This is a genomic window from Hansschlegelia sp. (genome assembly GCF_035538955.1).
Classification (GTDB): Bacteria; Pseudomonadota; Alphaproteobacteria; order Rhizobiales; family Methylopilaceae; genus Methylopila.
Map to the genome: position 1 here is coordinate 243,599 of NZ_DATLJK010000017.1, position 21,033 is coordinate 264,631.

The window sequence follows — 21,033 nt, forward strand, 5'->3', positions numbered from 1 at the left end:
CGGTGACAGCCGCGCTTGACATGGGGCTCGCCGAGCGGGTCCGCGTGATGATCGTCGACGACTCCGTGGTGGCGCGGAACCTGACCTCGCGCTGGCTCCAGGATGAGCCCGGGCTCGAGGTCGTGACCACCTGCCGGTCGGGCCGGGAGGCGGTGGAGAGCATCGCCTGGGCGCGGCCCGACGTGGTCGTGCTCGACGTCGAGATGCCGGAGATGGACGGCGTCGAGGCGCTGCCGCTGCTGCTGCGGGCGAAGCCCGGGCTCGCGGTCGTGATGGCCTCGAGCTACACGACCCGCGGCGCCGACCTGTCGCTGCGCTGCCTGGCGCTCGGCGCGATGGACGTGCTCGCCAAGCCGACGAAGGACCAGGCGCAGTCCGAGGACTACCGGCGCGAGCTCATCGGAAAGGTGCGCGCGCTGGGCGAGGTCGCGTGGCGCCGCTCCGCGGCCGCGTCACGCGTCGCCAACGAGGCCGCGGCGCTCGCGCGCTACGCCGCCCGTTCGGTGCGCACCGGGGCCGCATCGTGGAACCCTGTCCGTGCGCTTGCGATCGGCTCCTCGACCGGCGGCCCGCAGGCGCTCTCCGCCGTGCTCAAGGCGGTGGGACCGGTCACCGGCCGCGTGCCGGTTCTGGTGACCCAGCATATGCCGGTCGGCTTCACGGCCGCGCTCGCCAATCACCTCGCCGCCGCAAGCGGCATTCCGGCGCGCGAGGCGCAGAACGGGGAGCCGCTCACCGGCGGGGCGATCTATGTCGCGCCCGGCGGCAAGCACTTTTCAGTCGCACGCTCCGGCGCGCAGGTCGTCGCGAAGGTCGAGGACGGCCCGCCGGTGAATTTCTGCAAGCCGTCGGTCGATCCGCTGTTCCGCTCGGCCGCCGAGGTTTACGGCGCCGGACTGTTGGCGGTGATCCTGACCGGCATGGGGTCCGACGGCGCGAGCGCCGCGCCGGTGGTGGCGGCCGCCGGGGGTCGCGTGTTCGCGCAGGACGAGGCGAGCAGCGTCGTGTGGGGCATGCCGGGAGCGGCCGTGGCGACCGGCGCCTGCTCCGCCGTGTTGCCGCTCTCCGAGATGGGCCCGCGCATCGCGCGCGTAATCGTGGGGGAACGTTCTTGACGCCGGCCCAGTACGCGTATCTCGCCCAGTTCCTGAAGGAGCGCTCCGGCATCGCGATCGGCGAGGACAAGCGCTATCTGGTTGAGGCCCGGCTCGGGCCGCTCGCCCGCCGGCTGGGCCTCGCGACGGTCGCCGATCTGGTCGGACGCGTCTCGGCTGGCGATCTCGAGAGCCAGCGCCTCGTCATCGAGGCGATGACGACCAACGAGACCTTCTTCTTCCGCGACAGCGGCCCGTTCACGGCCTTCACCGACGTGATGCTCCCCGAGCTGCTCGTCCGGCGGGCCAGGGAGCGCCGGATCAGGATCTGGTCGGCGGCCTGCTCCTCCGGCCAGGAGGCCTATTCGCTCGCCATGCTTCTCGATGACTGGGCGGCGCGGCTCGCCGGCTGGACCGTCGAGATCGTCGCGACCGACCTCTCGAGCGAGGTGGTCGAGCGCGCCCGGTCCGGCCTGTTCAGCCAGTTCGAGGTGCAGCGCGGCCTGCCCATCCGGCAGTTGCTGAAGCACTTCGTGCAGGAGGGCGACCGCTGGCGCATCTCGGCGGCGCTGCGCGCCCGGGTGCAGTTCCGCACGCTCAACCTGCTGCGCGACTTCTCCGCGCTCGGCCGGTTCGACATCGTGTTCTGCCGCAACGTGCTGATCTATTTCGAGGAGGCCACCAAGGCCGACATCCTCACGCGGATCGCGCGTCAGATGGCGCCCGACGGCTATCTGGTGCTCGGCTCGGCGGAATCGCTCGTCGGGACCGGCGCGCCGTTCGGGCCGCACGCGCAGCACCGGCTGCTCAACGTGCCCGCGCCGCGGCTTCCGGGCGCGCTCTCCGCCGCGATCTGATCGCGAAGTCGCCGCCAACGAAAAAACCCCGCGTCGCCGACGCGGGGTTTTTCGTATCAGGCCAAAGGGGAGGGGTCAGGCGATCGCCCGGGCCTCGTCCTCGGAAGGCTCGCGCAGCACGTAGCCGCGGCCCCAGACGGTCTCGATGTAGTTCTTGCCGTTGGTGGCGTTGGCGAGCTTCTTGCGCAGCTTGCAGATGAAGACGTCGATGATCTTGAGCTCCGGCTCGTCCATGCCGCCGTAGAGATGATTGAGGAACATCTCCTTGGTGAGCGTCGAGCCCTTGCGGAGGCTGAGCAGCTCCAGCATCTGGTATTCCTTGCCCGTCAGATGGACCCGGGCGCCGCCGACTTCGACGGTCTTGGTGTCGAGATTGACGATCAAGTCGCCGGTCGTGATCACCGACTGCGCGTGACCCTTGGAGCGGCGGACGATGGCGTGGATGCGGGCGACCAGCTCGTCCTTATGGAACGGCTTCGTCATGTAGTCGTCGGCGCCGACGCCGAGCCCGCGAACCTTGTCCTCGATGCCGGCGAGGCCAGACAGGATCAGGATCGGCGTCTTGATCTTCGCCAGCCGAAGCGCACGGAGCACTTCATAGCCGGACATATCCGGCAGGTTCAGGTCGAGGAGGATGATGTCGTAGTCGTAGAGCTTGCCGAGGTCGATGCCCTCTTCGCCCAGCTCCGTCGTATAGACGTTGAAGCTCTCGGACTTGAGCATCAGCTCGATGCTCTGAGCAGTAGATTTGTCGTCTTCTATAAGAAGAACGCGCATGCGAGCCTCCACCGATGCCCGCGTGACCTGCCACAAGGGCCGGGCTCCACGGTGAACCGATCGTTTCCAGTCCGATTCAAGCTTAACGACGAAAGGTTAACAGAATCTGATTCTGCGTCGCAAGCTCGATCTCGATGTTTCGTAAAATTATAGTAACCAGCTGAAACCAAACGATTTTTACGAAAGTCGCATGCTCTGGAACATGTTTAACAAAATGAGCTAACCGACTCTCAAGACTCATCGTTTCGCGACAAGCTACGGTTTCCGATCTCTTTACCGATGCGTCCATAATTGGCCGAGGGGGTAAATGAAGCGTTACGGTGACGGTTCCCCGGTCACGATTCGCTAGGGATTCGCGATGAGCGCGATGCGAGGGCTGCTGCAGAGCGTCGAAGCCACGCCGGAGCTTGAGGTTTACGGCCGGGTGGTGGGCGTGCGCGGCCTGCTCGTCGAGGTCGCCGGCCCGCTCGGCGCAATGGCGATCGGCGGGCGCGTCGTGATCGAGGGCGCCGGCGGTCGGCCGACGGCATGCGAGGTGGTCGGCTTCGAGGGCGAGCGCGCGCTGCTGATGCCGTTCGGTCCGCTCGAAGGCGTCCGTCGGGGCTGCCGCGCGACGGTCGGGGCGGCGGAGCCGGGCGTGCGGCCGAGCCGCGCCTGGCTTGGCCGCGTGGTCGACGCGATGGGCGTCCCGATCGACGGCAAGGGGCCGATCGAAGACGGGCCGTTGGTCTATCCTTTCCGCGCGTCGCCGCCGCCGGCTCACGCGCGCCGGCGCGTCGGGCCGCCGCTCGATCTCGGCGTGCGGGCGCTCAACACCTTCCTGACCTGCTGCCGCGGACAGCGCATGGGCATCTTCGCCGGCTCAGGGGTCGGCAAGTCGGTGCTGCTCGCGATGCTGGCCCGCAACGCCGCAAGCGACGTGGCGGTGATCGGCCTCGTCGGCGAGCGCGGCCGGGAGGTGCAGGAGTTCCTTCAGGACGATCTCGGCGAGGCGGGCCTGTCCCGTTCCGTGGTTGTGGTCGCGACCTCCGACGAGCCGGCGCTGAAGCGGCGCCAGGCGGCCTACCTGACCTTCGCGCTCGCCGAGTATTTCCGCGACCAGGGCGACGACGTGCTGTGCATGATGGACAGCGTGACGCGCTTCGCGATGGCCCAGCGCGAGATCGGCCTGTCGACCGGCGAGCCGCCGACCGCGCGGGGCTACACGCCGACAGTGTTCGCCGAACTGCCGCGGCTGCTGGAGCGGGCGGGACCCGGGGCCGGGCAGGGGACCGTCACCGGTCTGTTCACCGTGCTGGTCGACGGCGACGACCACAACGAGCCGGTCGCGGACGCGGTGCGCGGCATTCTGGACGGCCATATCGTGATGGAGCGCGCGATCGCGGAGCGCGGCCGCTATCCGGCGATCAACATCCTGAAGTCGGTCTCGCGCACCTTGCCGGGCGCGGCCCCGGAGGAGGAGCGGCCGGTGCTGCAGCGCGCCCGCCGCATCATGGCGACCTATGCGGACATGGAGGAGCTCATCCGTCTCGGCGCCTACCGCGCAGGATCCAGCGCGGAGGTCGATGAGGCGATCGCGCTCAACGGCGCGTTCGAGCGGTTTCTGTCGCAGGGTAAGGAAGAAGCAACGCGACTCGAGGAAAGCTACGCGCGACTGCGTTCGATCTTAGACGTTCCGGAAACCGGACGCTAACCCGCGTGTGCGTAAATGACCGACATGAAGTCCAGAGACACCCTTCTTCGGCTCAAGCGGTTCCAGGTCGACGAGAAACGTCGTCAGGTCGTCCAGATCGAAACGATGGTCGCCGAATTCGAACGCATGGCGGCCGAGCTAGACCGTGAGATCCTGCACGAGCAGGAGAAAGCCGGAATCCACGACGTCGCGCATTACGCCTATCCGACCTATGCCAAGGCCGCGATGACCCGGCGCGACAACCTCAAGCGCTCGGCGGCGGAACTCGCCGGGCAGCTCGCCGAGGCGCAGGATGCGCTCGCCGAAGCCTTCGAAGAGCTCAAGAAGGTGGAGCTGCTCGAGGAGCGCGATGGCGCCCGCGAGCGGATCGCCGAAGCCGCGCGCGATCAGGCCGAGATGGACCGGATTGGCGCCGAGCGCACCGCGCTCCGCGCAAGCTGACGCCCACAAAACAGGTCCGGCTGCCGCGGCTATGCCGCGGAGCCCTGTGTCGCAGCCGCGCGCAACCCTATCCGTCAAATCCGAGGCAGCGGACGCGTTATCGCGCGCTGGGCCGCAGTGAACCGCTGATGCTGCCGGTGACCTCGTCACGCGCGAGCGGCAGCGGCGGGGTCGACGCGCCGGTGAAGGCCAGCGCAGGCGCCTCGGGCGTCGCCGGACGGCGGGGCTGCGCGGGCGCGACCGGGCCGGCCGAAGCCAGCACTGGCGCGGCGTCGGCGGAGATGACGCGCGGCTTGACCGGCGCTGCGGTCGCGACCGCGACGGGAGCGGCAGGCTTGGCCGGGGCGACGCGGGTCGGCGGCAGCGGAACGCCCGGAGCTGCGGCGGCGGTCACGATCGGGCTGATCTGAGACGAGGCGGGCGAGGCGGGAGCCTGCCGCACGGGCGGCAGCGGCACAGCCGCCGCCATGGCGACCCTCGGCCCGGCGCCGGTCGGCGAAGCGACGGCGGCGTCGCGGACCGGCGGCAGCGGCACTGCGGCGCTCGCGACTTCGACGGGGGCAGGGGCTGGCGCGACCGCCGGACCCTGCGCCGGCTCGGCGCGGCCGAACAGGACAAAGCCCTTGCGCGGCGCCGGCGCGGCCTGTGCTACGACCTGCGGAACGTCCCGCACGGGGGGCAGCGGAACGGCTGCGGCGGCCGCGGGCTCTGCGCTTGCGAGCTCGAAGGAGCCGGCTGCCGGCGTGATCGGCGCCGGCGAGAACTTGCCATCGCGGCCGAGCCCGACCTGCGCCAGCATGCCTTTCCGCTTGGCGTCGTAATAATAGCCGCTGGCGTAGAGCCGGACCGCGCGGTCGCTGTCGCCGCCGGCGACCTTGTAGGCGCCAGCCAGGTAGCGCACGGCGTAGGCGAGGTTGGTGTCGGCGTCGAGCAGGCCCGCCGCGGACCCCCGGTAGCCCATAGCCTGCGCGGTCGCGGGCTTAATCTGCATCATGCCGTAATGGCCGCGATGCATGGCTTTCGGATTGTATTTGCTCTCGCGTACGATGACGCGGCGGATGAGCGATTCCGGAACGGCGTTCGCCCGGGCGTGCTTTGCGATGATGGCGTCGTACTGCGCCGGAGCCGCGGTCTCGCCGCACTGAGCGCTCGACGCGCATGCGACCGCAAGCGCGACCCCCGTCAGAGTTGCCTTCAAGTCCCCGTCCCCACGTCGCCGCGCGAGCCGCCTTGGTCGCTCCGAAATGCGGCCAGAGCGTGGCTCCGTCAGAATCAAACCGCATTTCTGCGGGCGATCGCCCAAAGCTCCTCAGGAGGGCGAACGCTCCTTGAGACACGTTCGCCCTCCTGGTGCGGCTGCTAGGGGGCGAGCGCAGCCGCGGATGGTCGGCAGTCGAAGCTGCTGACCGGCGGGCTTACGCGCCGCGCGGCCGGTCGGTTCACCGTCGGACGCCGCGCAGACTGCGTGAGGCGGCCGCGCCGAAGGTTCGGCGGAAATCATGCGCAAAATGGGCCTGATCGGCGAAGCCGGCCGCATGGGCCGCGTGCGTGAAGCTCGCCCCGGCGACGATCTCCGCAATCGCGGCCCGCATCCGTCGCCAGGCGCGGTAGCGACGGATCGGCACGCCGATCTCCGCCGCGAACAGGTGCTGCAGCCGCGACGTCGACAATCCGCAGAGCCGCGCGAGCTCGGGCACGCTGAGGCGGTCCTCGGGAACTGCGGACAATGCGGCGACCGCGCGGCTGGCGCGCGGGTCGATGCTGCGGCGCGCTCTGGGGGCGGAATAGGCGATCAGATCGTCCAGCGCGGCGTCGGCCCAGCCGAGGCTCGCCCGGTCCTCGTAAAGCTCGCGCATCAGCGGGATCACGCGCGAGCGGCCGAGCAGAGCGCCGTCGACCTCCCGCGCGTCGCCGAGCAGCGGCGCGAGCTCGCCCGCGCCGGCCACGTCGGGTTCGACATAGAACACCGCGAGCGGGTCGCCGCCGAGATGAAGCTCATGCAGGCGGCCGGCCGGAATCATGGCGGCCTCGCAGGCCTGCCAGCGCCCGCCCGGAAGACGCAGCCCGAACGGGCCGCCAAGGCTCGACAGGAACACCGGCGCGCCGTGCTGGTGGAAGGCGTTGTGGTCGAGCGAGCCGATGAACAGCGTCCGCCCGGCGTCGAGCCGCCAGAGCGGAGCGAGCGGGGCCTCGCCTGTCGCAGCAGGTCCGTACAAGCGCCGCGCCTCCGCCGTTCCTAACCTCGCGTCCGCCGGATGAGCCGGCGACGAGAGGGACGCTAACGATGTTTCGCCAGAAGATCATCATGACCCGCAGAGGCGCTGTCGCCTGCGCCGCCGCCGCGCTCGCCGCGCCTGCGCTCCTGCGCGGTCTCGTCGCTCCGGCGGACGCCAAGGCGCCGCTCTCCGGCCCCGCGTCGGCCGCCTATCTCAGGTTCCGCCTCGGCGCGTTCGAGGTCACCACCCTGTCGGACGCCGCGGCGATGATCGACGGGCCGTGGCCGATCGTCGGGGAAGACCGTCCCGCGGCGGAAGTCGAGGCGCTGATGCGGGACAATCTGCTGCCCGAGAAGCGCTTTCAGCCCGGCTTCACCCCGACGATCGTCAACACCGGCCGGGAGCTGATCCTGTTCGACACGGGCAACGGCCCTGACGGCTTCGTGCCGCGCCCGGCCGGCGGACGGCTCGCCGAGTCGATGGCGCAGGCGGGTCTCAGGCCAGAGCAGATCGACGTGGTGGCCCTGACGCATTGCCACCCCGACCACATGGGCGGCCTGATGGAAGGCGGCAAACCAGTATTCCCGAACGCCCGCTATGTGGTCGGCGCCGACGAGCACGCCTTCTGGTCGAAGGAGGAGCGGCTGCAGGCGCCCGAGGGCGGCAACGAACTGGCCTCGGCCAAGATGTTCCGCCGCAACGTCGCCCCGTTCGCGGACCGCACGACGTTCCTCAAGCCCGGACAGGAGGTCGCGGCGGGCGTCCACGCGATCGCCGCCTTCGGGCACACCCCCGGACATCTCGCCTACCATGTCGAGAGCGACGGCCGTCGGATGCTGATCTGGGGCGACTGCGCCCACCATGAGGTCGCCTCGCTCGCCCATCCGGAATGGAGCGCCTTCTTCGACACCGACAAGCAGCAGGGCGCGGCGACGCGGAAGCGGATCTACGACATGGCGGCGACGGAGCGGCTGCCGGTGATCGGCTACCACACGTCCTTTCCGTCAGCCGGCTATGTGGAGCGCGCCGGCGCGGCCTATCGCTGGCTGCCCTTGACCTACCAGCTCAACCTCTGAAGCTTGGCGGTAGGGCGGGTCGCGGCGGGGCGACGCGTCCGCCTCGTCCCGGCGCTGCGCGCGCTGGAGGGGCTGGCGCGCCCGCCGGAGCGCGTGCGCATGCGACCTGCCTTGCCGGCCCTGCTCAGCCTGATCGCCGGTTACGTCGACACGGCGGGCTTTCTCGCCCTGCACGGGCTGTTCACCACCCACGTCACGGGCAACTTCGTGACGCTCGGCGCGGCGCTCGTCCTCGGCACCTCGGGCGCGCTCGCCAAGCTGCTCGCGCTGCCGCTGTTCTGCGTGGTGGTCACGCTGGTGACGCTGCTCGGAAAACTCTTCGTCCGGCTGAGGGTCCCGGGCCTGAGCGCGATGCTGGCGCTCGAACTCGTCTTCCTGATCGGCTCGGCCGTGCTGTCGCTCCAGCTCGCGCCGTTTCCGGACGGCGACGCGCCGCGCGCGCTGATGATGGGCGGCGCGCTGATCGCCGCCATGGCGATCCAGAACGCGGCGCAGCGCATCCACATGTCGGCGCTGCCCCCGACCACCATCATGACCGGCACCACGACGCAGATCATGATCGATGTCGGCGAACTGATGCATGGCGGAATGAGTCCCGAGGCGCGCGCGCTCGCCAGAGGCCGACTGAAGCGCATGGCCTTCGCCGTCGTCACCTTCGCGGTCGGTTGCGCGCTGGGAGCGGCCTTCTACGCCTGGCAGCCGGCGTTCTGCTTCATCGCCCCTGCGGTCATCGCCGCCGCCGCGCTCGCGCTGACGGAGGGGGAGACGCGGGCGGGGCCGGCGTGAGGCGCCCCGCTCACACGCTCCCGACCGTCTTCAGCCGCGCCCGCGGATGCACCTCGTTCTGCGACATCACCGGCGTCTGAGCGCGAAAACGCTCGATGATGGAGCGCACGAACGGCCGGGCGGCGGCCGAAGTCAGCAGCACCGGCGACTCGCCGATCTTCGCCGCGTCCTCGAAGCGGTCGCGCACCGTCGCGATGAACTCGTGCAGCTTGGAAGGCGCCATCGCGAGGCTCTTCTCCTCGCCGGTTCCGACGATCGACTCGGCGAAGGCCTGCTCCCAGGCGGGCGACAGCGCGATCAGCGGCAGGTAGCCGCCGAAGGACTGGTGCTGGGCGCAAAGCTGGCGCGACAGGCGCGAGCGCACATGCTCGACGATCTGGGCCGGCGCGCGCGTGTAGCCGACCGCCTCCGCCACGCCTTCGAGGATCGCGCCGAGATCGCGGATCGAGACCCGCTCGGCCAGCAGCAGCTGCAGCACGCGCTGCACGACGGTGGTCGAGATCTGGCTGGGGATCAGGTCGTCGACCAGCTTGCGCTGCTCCTGCGGCAGCTCCTTCAGGAGCTTCGCCACCTCGCCGTAGGACAGCAGGTCCGGCATGTTGGCCTTGATGATCTCGCTGAGATGCGTCGAGAGCACCGTGGTGGCGTCCACGACGGTATGGCCGCGGATATTGGCCTCCTCGCGCAGCGAGGCGTCGACCCAGGTGGCCGGCAGGCCGAAGGTTGGCTCGACGGTGTGGACGCCCGGCAGGTCGACCTGTCCGCCCGACGGATCCATGACCATGAACTGGCTCGGATAGACGGAACCGGCGTCGGCTTCGACCTCCTTGACCTTGACCGTATAGGCGTTCGGCGCGAGCTGCAGATTGTCGAGCAGCCGCACCTGCGGCATCAGGAAGCCCATGTCGCCCGCGATCGTCCGCCGCAGCGCCTTGATCTGCTCGGTGAGCTTGTCCGGCCCGTCCGAGGCGTCGACCAGGGGCAGCAGCGCGTAGCCGAGCTCGATCTTGAGGTCGTCCATCCGCAGCGCGGCGGCGATCGGCTCCTCGGCCGTCGCGCCGCCCGTGGCGTCCCGGGCGATCTTCGCCACGCGCTCGGTCTCGGCGGCGCGGTTCGCCCGCTCGGCGCGGTAGGCGAGCCAGCCGGCGCCCGCCGCCAGTCCGCCGAACGGAATCAGCGGGATGCCCGGCAGCAGCGCCATCACGCCCATAACGGCGGCGGCGAGCGCCAGCGCCTTGGGGTAGCTCGAGAGCTGTCGCACCAGCGCCCGGTCCGCCGAGCCGGACACGCCGGCCTTCGAGACCAGCATGCCGGCGGCGGTCGACACCACCAGGGCAGGGATCTGGCTGACGAGGCCGTCGCCGACCGAGAGCAGCGTGTAGGAATGCGCGGCCGCCGCAAAGCCAAGCCCGTTCTGCGCGATGCCGACGATCATGCCGCCGAGCACGTTGACGAAAACGATCAGCAGGCCGGCGACGGCGTCGCCGCGCACGAATTTGGAGGCGCCGTCCATTGCGCCGAAGAAGGTGCTCTCGTCCTCGAGCTCCTTGCGGCGCGTCTTGGCGGTGGTCTCGTCGATCAGGCCGGCGGACAGGTCCGCGTCGATCGCCATCTGCTTGCCCGGCATGGCGTCGAGGGTGAAGCGCGCCGCGACCTCGGCGATCCGGCCGGAGCCCTTGGTGATGACCACGAAGTTCACGATCACCAGGATCGCGAACACGATGATGCCGATGACGAAATTCCCGCCCATCACGAAGGCGCCGAAGGCCTCGATGACGTGGCCGGCGGCGTCCGTTCCTTCATGGCCGTGCGCCAGGATCAGGCGGGTGGAGGCGAGGTTGAGCGCCAGCCGCAGCATCGTCGCCACCAGCAGCACCGTCGGGAACGCCGAGAACTCCAGCGGCTTCTCGATGAACAGGGCGGTCATCAGGATCAGCACGGACAGGATGATCGAGATCGCCAGCAGCAGGTCGAGCAGGATCGCCGGCAGCGGGACGATCAGGACGCACAGGATGACGAGGACGCCGACCGCAAGCCCGATGTCGCCGCGGCGCACCACGTCCCACGCTTTTGCGAGGCCGGCCGGGAACGTGACGCCCGAACTCCTCGCGGCGGGCGTCTTCGCCCCGCCGACGATCGTCACGTCCGACATCCACGCCCCCGCATCCTGCGACCTGCTAGGCAGAAACTGCCGAGCGCATGGTTAGCGGGAGGTTAACGGCGCCGGGACGTGATTGCCGCGGGGTGGCGATAGGGGCGTGCGCAGCGCCGGGCCGGCGGCGAGTTTGAGAGTTGCATAAGTCCGGTTCGTCCCGCAGCATTCGCGACAAGACTCCTTCTCCTGGGCTCTCGCCCTCACCCGGAGCAGGTCGGACATGGCGGGAAGCTCGAGCTCCAGACTTGTCGTTTTCGGAGCGCTCGCCGCCGCCATTGCGGCGGCGCTGATCTGGATTCCGAGGGGGGACGCGAGCGAGCAGCCGGATTCCTCCGCGTCGCGCTACGCCTCCGCCGACGCCGAGCGGACCGTAAGGACGGCCTGTGCGTCGTCCGCGCCGTTTGTGGTGCTCGACACCTTCGCTTTCCTGAAGCCAGTCAACATCGACGACGAGATCGATGCGCGGAACGACGCCGGCGAGGCGCGGATCGGCCATGGCGACGTCGTTGCGGCGATCGTCTCGGCGTCGCACCCCGCGATCGCGCCGTATCAGATCGATCCGGTGTTCAACGTGCGGACGCTCGCGCGCGACTTCGGCCGGCTGGCGGACGATCTCGAGGCCGGCCGGATCGCAAGACCCGCCGCCGTGGTGAGCTCGATCGTGCTGCCCGTTTCGCTTGGCGAGGCGAATGCGCGCGTGGCCGCCGCACGCCGGTTCTCCGCTTCGGACGTCGCCGCCCGCCGCGGAGAACTGCGCGCGCTGGTGACCGACGACGGGGCGCCCGGCAACCCTTATGCGGAGATCGACCGCCAGCTGAGCCGGCTGCGGCGCGCCGGCGTGCCGGTCTTCGTCGCCGCTGGCAACACGGCGCCGGACGACCTGTTCAACGTGCTCGCGCTGTCGGACGGGGTCTACGCCATCGGCGCGCTCGACCCGGAGGGGCGCAGGACCGCCTACACCAGCATGCCGGAGCTCGTGTCCGCCTGGAGCGACGGCTATGTGGTGCTGCGAGACCCCGGAGGGCGTCAGCGTCACCGGAGGACACGGCGTCGAGCTTCGCGGCGCAAGCCTGCCGGAGGAGCGCGAGGCGATCGAGGCTTTCGCGGGCAGGAAGGCGCACGACGTGGTGCTCGACGTGCCGGAGGACATCGCGGCGCTGCCGCGCGCCGCGCCGGTCTATCTCCGGACCGGCTACATGCATGCGGCGATGCAGCCTGGCGTCTATCGGACGCAGGATCTGCTGGCGGCCTATGGCTATCCGCCCGACTCCGGGAATTTTGTCCGAGCGCTCGCTCAGGGGCCCTACATGCACTTTCCGTCCGACACGATCTTCGCCGCCGACATGGACGGCGCGCTGCGCTTCGATCCTCTGGGAGACGGCACGCCCGGGCAGGTGAAGCTCGAAGACGCGACCTCCTTCGCCGCGCCCAATATCTGCGCGCCCGAGACGCAAGGTCGCCGGGCGCGGCTCGCCTCGGCGGCGGGCGGCTGACGTCTAGCCGCTCAGCAGGCTGGAGCCGACGCTGACGCTGAAGGCGATGATCACGGTGTTGAACACGAAAGAGATCACGCCGTGGACGAGCGTCAGGCGGCGCATGTCGCTTGACCGGGTGTCGGTGTCCGACACCTGAAACGTCATGCCGACCGTGAAGGCGTAATAGGCGAAGTCGGTGAAGCGCGGCGGCTCGTCGCCCGGGAAATCGATGCCGGGCTCCTTCGGCCCATCTCTGAAGGCGCGGTGCGCGTAATGCGCGGCGAAGGCCGTGTGCAGCAGGGTCCACGAGCATGCGATCGTGAAGGCCGCAAGCGAGAGGATGATCGGGCTCGACTTGTCGGACACGATCGAGAAGATCGCGACGAAGCTCGCCGCGACGGCCGCCGTCAGGATCAGCATCAGGGCCCAGCGCCCTTCGTCCTCCTGCGCCGACCAGCTTTGAACCTCGCTGGCCGAGGCCGGCAGCAGCGTCCACCAGACCCGCGCCGTATAGGCGAGCGCGCCGGCGTCCCATCCCGTCACGGCCGCCGCCTCGGGCGGCGCGATCAGCCCGGCGCCGGCGCCGACGAGCAGTCCGACCGCCGTGCAGCACGCCAGGCGCAGTCCATGTCGCCTCCAGCTCTCCAAGGCGTTCCCCTTCGCTACTCGAACGCGCCGCACCATCTATCGCGGCGTGTATAATGCGCCCGCTCGGTCGCGAAAGCTGGAGAACGCCCTCGATGTCGCTGCGCGCCTATGTCGTCGTTCTCTGCCTGGTCGCGCTGCCTTGCGTGCTGTTCCTGGACTACGTGCTGCCGCGGCACGATGTGGTCCGGATCGTGAATACGGAGGTGAAGCGCGTCGATCCGCGAGGCGGTTCGGTCGGCGACCAGCGAGAGCCCGGCGCGGACGTCTATTACATCTACGCCGAGGACATCGAGACCAAGAAACCGCACGTCTACCGTAACGAGGACACCGGCTGGGGCTTCCCGTTCTACTTCAAGTTCAACAGCGCGGACGTCCAGGCCGTGGCGTCCTCGATCGCGTCGGAGAAAGGCATCGCCCTGATCACCAAATACGGTTGGCGGCTGACTGTCTTCTCGATGTTTCCGAACGTCACGAGCGTGCGGCGCTGGGACCCGGCGGACACGGTGGTTCCCTGGTTCAACATCGTGTTCTTTTCTCTGATCGGCGCCGCAGCGCTCTACGTCGCAATCAGGATCCGGCGCCGCCGCTCGGCGTGAGCTGCGGCCGAGGGGAGGGAGGCAGGAATGGCCGGCGCACTGACTGAAAACCGCGAGATGAGCGATCTGCTCGCGAAGAACTGGTGGGCCATGGCGCTGCGCGGCGTCCTGGCGATCGTCGTCGGACTGATCGCGCTCGCCGCGCCAGGCGTCGCGCTGCTGTCCTTTGCGCTGATGTTCGCCGCCTATCTGATCGCCGACGGCCTGTTCGGCGTCGCCGGGGCGATCTGGGCCGCGCAGAAACATGAACGCTGGGGCCTGCTGCTCGCGGAGGGCGCGCTCAACCTTGTGATCGGCGTGGTGGCGGCGTTCTTCCCGCTCGCCGCCGTGGTGGCGTTCGCGCTGCTCGCGGCCTTCTGGGCGCTGGCGACCGGCGCCCTGCTGCTCGCCTCCGCCTTCGCGCTGACGCCTGCGCACGGGCGCTGGTGGATGATCCTGTCCGGCGTGGTCTCGATCCTGTTCGGCGTGGCGCTGCTGATCGCGCCGCTCATCGGCGCCGTCGTGCTGACCTGGTGGTTCGCCGGGTATGCACTCGCCTTCGGAGCTTTCCTGCTCGTGCTCGCCTTCAGGTTGCGGCGAGAACGCCGGCAGACGCCCTCCGTCTCATTATGACACACCACCGGGCTCTGTGATCTCAGCTGCGAATCGGTCCATCTGACCGCCGCAAGGGCTTGGAACGCGGCGCGGCCTCCGCGCCGGAAGCCGGCTTGGGAGGGAGTGCGGATGGGCGGCGTCGCTCTCCTGGCGCTTCAGGCGACCGTCTATTTCGGCGTGATGGCCGCGCTGCTCCGCGCCCGTCGGGTCTATGGCGTCGGCCTGTTCGTCTGCGCGCTCGGCGTGATGCACTTCCTCGAGACCTACCTGGCGGCGGTGTTCTTCATCGAGCTGCCGTTCGGGTTGTTGTCGCCGGGCTCGACCGTGCTGTTCTCCGGCAAACTGATGATGTTCCTGCTGCTCTACATCCGCGAAGACGCGGAGACGGTGCGGCAGCCGATCTACGGGTTGTTCATCGGCAATCTGCTGCTGGTCGTGCTGGCGCTGATCCTGAGGCTTCACACCACTGTGGTGCACCTGCCGGGCGACGGGCCGAACCTGCAGTTCGTCGACCAGATGGGCGTGCTGATGGTGTGGGGCACGCTGCTGCTCTTCATCGATTGCATCGCGCTCATCCTGCTTTACGAGCAGTTCGCGCGCCGGCTCGGGCGCAACGCCGTGCTGGCGGCGTTCCTCAGCGCCGCCGCGGTGCTGAGCTTCGACCAGATCGCCTTCTATCCCGCCCTCAGGATCACGAGCGGCGTGCCATTCTCCGCCCTGACCGGAGGCTGGGTGGCCAAGATGGGCGCGGCGGCGCTCTACAGTCTCCTGATCGGGGTCTATTTGCGCTGGGTCGAGCCGGACGGCGAAGGGCGCGGCTCGCGCCGTATCCGCGACGTGTTCGAGACCTTGACCTACCGCAACCGCTACGAAGACCTGCTGAGGCGGTCGCTGATCGACGAACTGACCGGCGTCCGCAACCGCAGCGCCTTCGAGCAGACCTGCCGCGACTGGCTCGCCCGCCAGGCGCCCGACGGCCAGGCGGTGACGCTGGCGATGATCGACATCGACCGGTTCAAGGCGATCAATGACGGCCTCGGGCATGCGGCGGGAGACGAGGTGCTGCGCAGCGTCGGGCGGACGCTGGAGGCGAACATGCGGGCCGGCGACCTCGTGTTCCGCTATGGCGGCGAGGAGTTCGCGCTGGTGCTCAAGGGGCTTTCTCCCGACGAGGCCATGGCGTTCGCGGAGCGCCTGCGGCGCACCGTAGCCTCGGACGTCCGCTCGATGAGCGGGGAGGCCGTGACGGTGAGCGTCGGAGTCGCGAGTTCGGCGTTCGGCGGCGGCGACCTGCGCAGCCTGCTGGACCGGGCCGACCAGCGCCTCTACCAGGCCAAGCGCCTCGGCCGGAATCGCGTCATCGGCGAAACGGCACCCCGGCGCTCGCCTGCCGGCTGAGGCGCGGAAAGCTCAGGCGGCCGCCACGCCGGCCTGCGGCGGCGGCACCGGGAAGCCCTCGTCGTCATACTGGTTGAGCTTGTTCCTCAGCGTCCGGATCGAGATGCCGAGAATGTTGGCCGCATGGGTGCGGTTGCCGCGGGTGTGCCCGAGCGTGTCGATGATCAGGTCGCGCTCGACGTCCGCGAGCGTGCGGCCGACAAAGCCGCGCGCCACGGTCTCGGCGGTCTCGGCCGCGCGCGCCGCGGCGCCGCGCGGCGTCGCGTCGAGCGGCGACCCGTCGGGCGTGCGGATCGCCTCGGCCCCGATCTCGGCCCCGGTCGCGAGCAGCACCGCCCGATGGATGGTGTTCTCGAGCTCGCGGACATTGCCGGGGAACCGGCCGCGCGCGAGCTCGACCCGCGCCTCCGCTGCGAGCGGCCGCACCGGCAGGCCATTGGCGACCGCATATTTCTTGGCGAAGTGGGTCGCGAGCTCGATGATGTCCGCTGGACGCTCGCGCAGCGGCGGGATCTTCAGGTTCACGACGTTGAGGCGGTAGAGCAGGTCCTCGCGGAACGTCCCCTTGCGGACCTCGTCCGCAAGGGTCCGGTTCGAGGTCGCGATGACGCGGATGTCGACAGGCACCGGCTTGCCGCCGCCGACCCGATCGATCACGCGCTCCTGCAGCGCGCGCAGCAGCTTCGCCTGCAGCCGCACGTCCATTTCGGAGATTTCGTCGAGCAGCAGCGTGCCGCCGGAGGCTTCCTCGAACTTGCCGATGCGCCGGGCGGTGGCGCCCGTGAAGGCGCCCTTCTCATGGCCGAACAGCTCGCTCTCCAGAAGCTGCTCCGGGATCGCGGCGCAGTTCACGGAGACGAACGGCGCCTTGGCGCGCGGCGACGCGGAATGGACGTGGCGGGCGAGCATCTCCTTGCCGGAGCCGCTCTCGCCGGTGATCAGCACGCTCGCCGAGGAGGCCGCGATCTGGGTCGCGAGCTTGATCAGCGACACCATCGCGGGGTCGCGGAACACGAAGTCGCGCGCGTCGTCGGCGACCGCCGACAGCACGGCCGCGATCAGCTCCGGGTCCGGCGGGAGCGGAATGTACTCCTTGGCGCCGGCGCGGATCGCAGCCACCGCGGCGCGCGCGTCGTGCTCCACCCCGCAGGCCACCACCGGCACATGAAAGCGCTCCGTCTCCAGGGCCTCGATCAGCTCCCGCACGTCGAGCGCGACGTCGATCATGATCAGGTCGGCGCCGCGGCCGGCCCGCAGGCTTCGCATCGCCTGATCGACGCTCTCGGCATGCGTCACGGCCGCCCCGCGGTCCATCGCGATGCGGGTGGCCTGCGTGAGCTGGCCCTTCAGGTGGCCGACGATTGTGAGGCGCATAGGGCTCTCCTCTCGCTCCGTCTCAGGCCCTGTCGGGCTTGATGATTTCAGTCATGGTGACGCCGAGCTTGTCCTCGACGAGCACCACTTCGCCGCGCGCGACGAGGCGGTCGTTGACGTAGATGTCGATCGCCTCGCCGACCTTGCGGTCGAGCTCGATCACCGCGCCGGGCTTCAGCCGCATCAACTGATGAACCTCGACCCTGGCGCGTCCGAGCACGGCCGAGACCGCGACCGGCACGTCGAACACCGCCTCGAGGTCAGCGGCGCTGCGCGCCTCGGCGGAGGCCGGCGGCGCCCGGTCCTCCAGCATCGCGAGGTCGCCGTCCTCCGCGCCGAACTCCGGCAAGGGCATCGATTTGTCGCCGCTCATGGCTGAGCTCCTTCATCGTCCGCCGGGAGGGTCTGGGTTTCGAAGTGCAGCGCGATCGTCTGCTCGACGGCGCGCGCCACCGCCGCGCTGTCGCGGACCACGCCGCCGTCCGCCCATTCGAGCCGCGCGTCGCCTTCAGCGACGTCCGGATCGCCGAGCACCACCAGCCGGCCGGCGAAGCCGCGCTCCTGGGCGACCGCAGTCAGCTCCGCCCGCACCGCCTCGACGAAGTCCGGCGCCACCCGGACCGCGAGGTGAGGGGCGCTGCGCAGCTCAGCGAAGCATGTTTCCGCCGCCGCCCGGATTTCCGCGAGCGGGAAGCGCCGCGCGGCGGCCGCGGCGAATTTCTGTGCGAAGGCGAGCGCCAGCGCGACCGCCTCACGCTCGGCGGAGACGGCTCTGGCGTCCGCCTCCATGAAGACTTCGGAGAGCCGCGCGCCCAGCGCTTCGACGGCCGAGACGAGCCGCGCGGCCTCCGCCTCGCGCGCCGATCGGCGGCCGTCGGCCTCGCCGCGGCGGTAGCCGGAGGCCTCGGCCTCGGCGAGCGCCGCCTCATGCTCGTCGAGCGGAACCGAACCCGGCGCCGGAGCGGACGCGGCGGCGCCCGCAGCCGCAGACTGCGTCGGCCGTCCGAAGTCCAGGTCGAACAGGAACGGGACCGGCCGGCTCATCGCGCGGCCTCCCGGGCCGAGGCGGGGATCGCGTCAGTAGACAAGCTCATCCTCGCCCTTGCTCTTGGAGATCGTGATCTGGCCTCGGGCCGCGAGGTCCTTCGCGAGATTGACGAGGGCCGCCTGCGCCTCGTCGACGTCCCTGAGCCGCACGGGGCCCATCGCCTCCATGTCGTCGGCCAGCATCTTGGCGGCGCGGCCGGACAGATTGCCGAGGATGAAATCGCGCATCATCTGGCTCGCGCCCTTCAGGGCGACGGTCAGCCGGTCGCGCGGCGCGTCCCGGAGCAGCGTCTGGATGCCGGCGGAATCGAGCTTTGCGAGGTCGTCGAAGGTGAACATCAGCTGCTTGATGCGATCGGCGCTCTCCTTCGCCGCCTCCTCGAGCTTGGTCAGGAAGCGCGTTTCGGTCTGCCGGTCGAAGGCGTTGAAGATCTCGGCCATGACCTCGTGGGCGTCGCGCCGCGAGGTCTGCGACAGGCTCGACATCAGCTCCGAGCGCAGCGTCTGCTCGACGCGCTCCAGAATGTCCTTCTGGACGGACTCCATCGCCAGCATGCGGCGGACGACGTCGAGCGCGAAGTCCTCCGGCAGGATCGCCAGCACCCGGGCTGCCTGTTCGGCGCGGATCTTCGACAGCACCACCGCGACGGTCTGCGGATATTCGTTCTTCAGGTAGTTCGCGAGCGCCGCCTCGGGAACGTTGGAGAGCTTCTCCCACATGTTGCGGCCGGCCGGACCGCGGATTTCCTCCATGATCGACCCGACGCGCTCCTTCGGCAGGAACTGCTTGAGCAGCCGCTCGGTGGAGTCGACGTCGCCCACGATGCCGCCATTGCTCGACAGCCGCGTGGCGAAATCCACCATCAGGTCTTCGACGGTCTCGACCTCCACCGCGCCGAGCGACGACATGGCGGCGGACAGGTCGCGGATCTCGTCGTCGTCGAGCAGCTTCCAGACCTCCTCGCCATGCGTCTCGCCGAGCGCCAGCATCAGTATGGCCGCACGCTCGACGCCGCTGAGCCGGCGGCCGGAGGAGGCGGTGAGAGCGCGAGACGCCATCTCAGGCGGGCTCCTGCAGCCACTGGCGAATGATCGCGACGCTCTCGGCCGGGTTGCCGCGGACCAGCTCGCCGAGCCGCTCGACGTTTTCGGACTTGCGGCCGGAGATCTCGGCCGCCGTCAGCCGCCGGCCTGCGGCGGGGCTGCCGTCGCCGGCCAGCGCGCCCTCCGCGCCGAGAGGCGCCGCCACCAGCGTGGCGGGCGATCCGGCCGCGAGCTGCGGCGCGGCGGCGCCGCCCGCCGCGGCGTCGGTCGCCGCCGGCGCAGGCAGGAAGACCTCGGACGACAGCGCCTTGCGCATCAGCGGCCGGACCACGAACAGCAGCACCAGCAGCGTCAGCAGGGCGAGCACCGCGAGCTCCGCGAAGCGCATCACGTCATCGCGGGTGAAATCGAACATCCCGGGGGCCGGCAGCTCGCCTGCGCCTGCGCCCGGCAGCTCGGCGAAGCGGAGGTTGACGACCTCGACCGTGTCGCCGCGGGCCTGGTCGAAGCCGACGCCCGCCCGCACCAGCGCGCCGATCCGGTCGAGCTCTTCCTGAGGGCGCGGGGCATAGCTGACGTCGCCGTTCGGCGCATGCGCATAGACGCCGTCGACCAGCACCGCGACCGAGATCCGCTTGAGGCGTCCGCCGTCACGGACCTCCGTGCGGGTGGTGCGGGAGATCTCGTAATTGACGACCTCCTCGCTCTTGTTGGAGGCGTCCTTCGTCTGCTGCGCCGTCTGGTTCTGCTGCGCGTTCGGAAGCTGGTTGGCGACCGTGACGCCCTGCTCGGCGGGTTCGCTCGACTGCGAAGTCTCCTCGCGCGTCTGGGTGGAGCGGACGACCTTGCTTTCCGGATCGTAGGTGTCGGAGGTGAGGGTCGACTTGGTGCGATCCATCTCGGCCCGCACCTCGACGCGCGCGCGATCGGCGCCGACGACGCGGCCGACGATCGCCTCGACGCGGTCGCGCAAGCGCTTTTCAAGCGCGGCGGCCTGGTCGTCGGCCGCGCCGGCAGGGTCCTCCGAGCTCGCCCCGTCGGCCAGAAGCTTGCCGGCGTCGTCGATCAGCGAAACCTTCTCGGGCGTGAGGCCCTGCACCGCCGACGCGATCAGGTGTCGGATCGCGCGAATCTCGCCGGCGCCGAGCTCGCCGCGGGTGCGGATCACGATCGACGCCGAGGGGCTCGGCGCGTCTCGGGTGAACAGCGGGCGCTCCGGCACCACGAGATGGACCCGCGCCGAGGCGACATGGTCGAGCGAGGCGATCGAGCGCGCCAGCTCGCCCTCGAGCGCGCGCAAATGGTTGACGTTCTGGACGAAGCTCGTGGCCGAGAAGCCATCGCCCTTGTCGAAGATTTCCCAGCCGACGCCGCCGCCGGAAGGCAGCCGCTGCTCGGCGAGCTGCATGCGCAGCTTCGCGGCGCGGTCTTTGGGCACCAGGATGCCGGCGCCGTCCTGCCGGAGCTCGTAAGGCACGTTCTGCTGGTCGAGCTCCCGCACGATCGCCGCGGAGTCGGAGAGCGACAGGTCCGTGAACAGCGGGACCATCTCCGGAGTGGTGAAGCGGATGATGACGAAGGCGAAGAAGCCGATGAGCGCGAGCGTGACGGCGCCCATCGCTGCGATGCGGCCGGGACCGAACGTGCGCAAGAACTGGAGCAGACCCGTCAACTGCAATCCCCCGTCGCCGCGACTCCGAGGAAGGCGGCGCCCGGCAAGAATTGCCCGGCGCATGGTAAACGGGGCGTTAACCACGACCGC

The 21,033-nt window shown here is 69.8% G+C and carries 20 protein-coding genes; 10 read left to right on the top strand and 10 right to left on the bottom strand.

Annotation, left to right across the window (positions count from 1 at the left end):
• The first annotated feature begins 20 nt into the window (after positions 1 to 20).
• A complete protein-coding gene (locus tag VM780_RS17185) occupies positions 21 to 1,115 on the top strand; it encodes a chemotaxis response regulator protein-glutamate methylesterase (protein ID WP_325449724.1) in 1,095 nt (364 codons plus the stop codon).
• Entirely contained in the window at positions 1,112 to 1,951 is an 840-nt protein-coding gene (locus tag VM780_RS17190) for a protein-glutamate O-methyltransferase CheR (RefSeq protein WP_325449563.1), read from the top strand. Before VM780_RS17185 ends, VM780_RS17190 begins: the two co-directional genes overlap by 4 nt.
• Positions 1,952 to 2,026: 75 nt before the next feature.
• Here the strand turns inward: VM780_RS17190 and ctrA are convergent, their stop codons facing one another.
• Positions 2,027 to 2,728 (bottom strand): response regulator transcription factor CtrA, encoded by a 702-nt coding sequence (gene ctrA / locus VM780_RS17195; RefSeq protein ID WP_325449565.1) that lies wholly within the window; start codon positions 2,726 to 2,728, stop codon positions 2,027 to 2,029.
• Between the two features lie 367 nt (positions 2,729 to 3,095).
• On the opposite strand from ctrA, the gene fliI reads away from it, so the two are divergent.
• Both fliI and fliJ read left to right on the top strand, forming a co-directional pair.
• Entirely contained in the window at positions 3,096 to 4,421 is a 1,326-nt protein-coding gene (fliI, locus tag VM780_RS17200) for a flagellar protein export ATPase FliI (RefSeq protein WP_325449726.1), read from the top strand.
• A gap of 24 nt (positions 4,422 to 4,445) precedes the next feature.
• Positions 4,446 to 4,862: a flagellar export protein FliJ gene (fliJ, locus tag VM780_RS17205; protein ID WP_325449728.1), complete on the top strand. Its 417-nt coding sequence runs from the start codon at positions 4,446 to 4,448 to the stop codon at positions 4,860 to 4,862.
• A 97-nt stretch (positions 4,863 to 4,959) separates the two neighbouring features.
• Here fliJ and VM780_RS17210 read toward each other — a convergent pair whose 3' ends face one another.
• Together VM780_RS17210 and VM780_RS17215 are read right to left on the bottom strand one after the other, a co-directional pair.
• Complete coding sequence (locus tag VM780_RS17210; RefSeq protein WP_325449567.1) at positions 4,960 to 6,060, bottom strand: transglycosylase SLT domain-containing protein; 1,101 nt, start codon at positions 6,058 to 6,060, stop codon at positions 4,960 to 4,962.
• Positions 6,061 to 6,301: 241 nt separating this feature from the next.
• Entirely contained in the window at positions 6,302 to 7,078 is a 777-nt protein-coding gene (locus VM780_RS17215) for an AraC family transcriptional regulator (protein ID WP_325449569.1), read from the bottom strand.
• A gap of 89 nt (positions 7,079 to 7,167) precedes the next feature.
• Here VM780_RS17215 and VM780_RS17220 point away from each other — a divergent pair, with 89 nt between their 5' ends.
• Positions 7,168 to 8,154, top strand: a complete 987-nt coding sequence (locus VM780_RS17220) for an MBL fold metallo-hydrolase (RefSeq protein WP_325449571.1) — start codon at positions 7,168 to 7,170, stop codon at positions 8,152 to 8,154.
• 99 nt (positions 8,155 to 8,253) lie between these two features.
• Positions 8,254 to 8,940 carry a YoaK family protein gene (locus VM780_RS17225; protein WP_325449573.1) on the top strand — a complete coding sequence of 229 codons (687 nt, stop codon included), beginning with the start codon at positions 8,254 to 8,256 and terminating at the stop codon, positions 8,938 to 8,940.
• Positions 8,941 to 8,950: 10 nt separating this feature from the next.
• On the opposite strand, the gene flhA is transcribed toward VM780_RS17225, so the two are convergent.
• Entirely contained in the window at positions 8,951 to 11,092 is a 2,142-nt protein-coding gene (gene flhA, locus VM780_RS17230) for a flagellar biosynthesis protein FlhA (RefSeq protein ID WP_325449574.1), read from the bottom strand.
• Positions 11,093 to 12,093: 1,001 nt separating this feature from the next.
• Here flhA and VM780_RS17235 point away from each other — a divergent pair.
• Positions 12,094 to 12,588 carry a hypothetical protein gene (locus VM780_RS17235; protein ID WP_325449576.1) on the top strand — a complete coding sequence of 165 codons (495 nt, stop codon included), beginning with the start codon at positions 12,094 to 12,096 and terminating at the stop codon, positions 12,586 to 12,588.
• Between the two features lie 3 nt (positions 12,589 to 12,591).
• Here the strand turns inward: VM780_RS17235 and VM780_RS17240 are convergent, their stop codons facing one another.
• Positions 12,592 to 13,218 carry a DUF1345 domain-containing protein gene (locus VM780_RS17240; protein ID WP_325449578.1) on the bottom strand — a complete coding sequence of 209 codons (627 nt, stop codon included), beginning with the start codon at positions 13,216 to 13,218 and terminating at the stop codon, positions 12,592 to 12,594.
• Positions 13,219 to 13,310: 92 nt separating this feature from the next.
• On the opposite strand from VM780_RS17240, the gene VM780_RS17245 reads away from it, so the two are divergent.
• From VM780_RS17245 to VM780_RS17255, 3 genes are all read left to right on the top strand, one after another.
• The gene (locus VM780_RS17245) at positions 13,311 to 13,814 is read left to right on the top strand and encodes a DUF1523 family protein (protein WP_325449580.1); all 504 of its coding nucleotides are present in this window, start codon (positions 13,311 to 13,313) and stop codon (positions 13,812 to 13,814) included.
• Positions 13,815 to 13,841: 27 nt separating this feature from the next.
• Complete coding sequence (locus VM780_RS17250) at positions 13,842 to 14,426, top strand: HdeD family acid-resistance protein (protein ID WP_325449582.1); 585 nt, start codon at positions 13,842 to 13,844, stop codon at positions 14,424 to 14,426.
• A gap of 111 nt (positions 14,427 to 14,537) precedes the next feature.
• Positions 14,538 to 15,806, top strand: coding sequence for a GGDEF domain-containing protein (locus VM780_RS17255; RefSeq protein ID WP_325449583.1), 1,269 nt, complete (start codon positions 14,538 to 14,540; stop codon positions 15,804 to 15,806).
• A 12-nt stretch (positions 15,807 to 15,818) separates the two neighbouring features.
• On the opposite strand, the gene VM780_RS17260 is transcribed toward VM780_RS17255, so the two are convergent.
• The 5 genes from VM780_RS17260 to fliF are packed head-to-tail and all read right to left on the bottom strand — an operon-like array spanning position 15,819 to position 20,943.
• Entirely contained in the window at positions 15,819 to 17,180 is a 1,362-nt protein-coding gene (locus VM780_RS17260; protein ID WP_325449586.1) for a sigma-54 dependent transcriptional regulator, read from the bottom strand.
• A 22-nt stretch (positions 17,181 to 17,202) separates the two neighbouring features.
• On the bottom strand, positions 17,203 to 17,553 hold the full coding sequence (gene fliN / locus VM780_RS17265; RefSeq protein WP_414652847.1) for a flagellar motor switch protein FliN: 351 nt from the start codon (positions 17,551 to 17,553) through the stop codon (positions 17,203 to 17,205).
• Positions 17,550 to 18,224, bottom strand: coding sequence for a FliH/SctL family protein (locus VM780_RS17270; protein ID WP_325449588.1), 675 nt, complete (start codon positions 18,222 to 18,224; stop codon positions 17,550 to 17,552). The genes fliN and VM780_RS17270 overlap by 4 nt, the downstream gene beginning before the upstream one ends.
• 33 nt (positions 18,225 to 18,257) lie before the next feature.
• A complete protein-coding gene (fliG, locus tag VM780_RS17275; protein WP_325449590.1) occupies positions 18,258 to 19,286 on the bottom strand; it encodes a flagellar motor switch protein FliG in 1,029 nt (342 codons plus the stop codon).
• A 1-nt stretch (position 19,287) separates the two neighbouring features.
• Positions 19,288 to 20,943, bottom strand: coding sequence for a flagellar basal-body MS-ring/collar protein FliF (gene fliF / locus VM780_RS17280; RefSeq protein ID WP_325449592.1), 1,656 nt, complete (start codon positions 20,941 to 20,943; stop codon positions 19,288 to 19,290).
• Between the last annotated feature and the right edge of the window lie 90 nt (positions 20,944 to 21,033).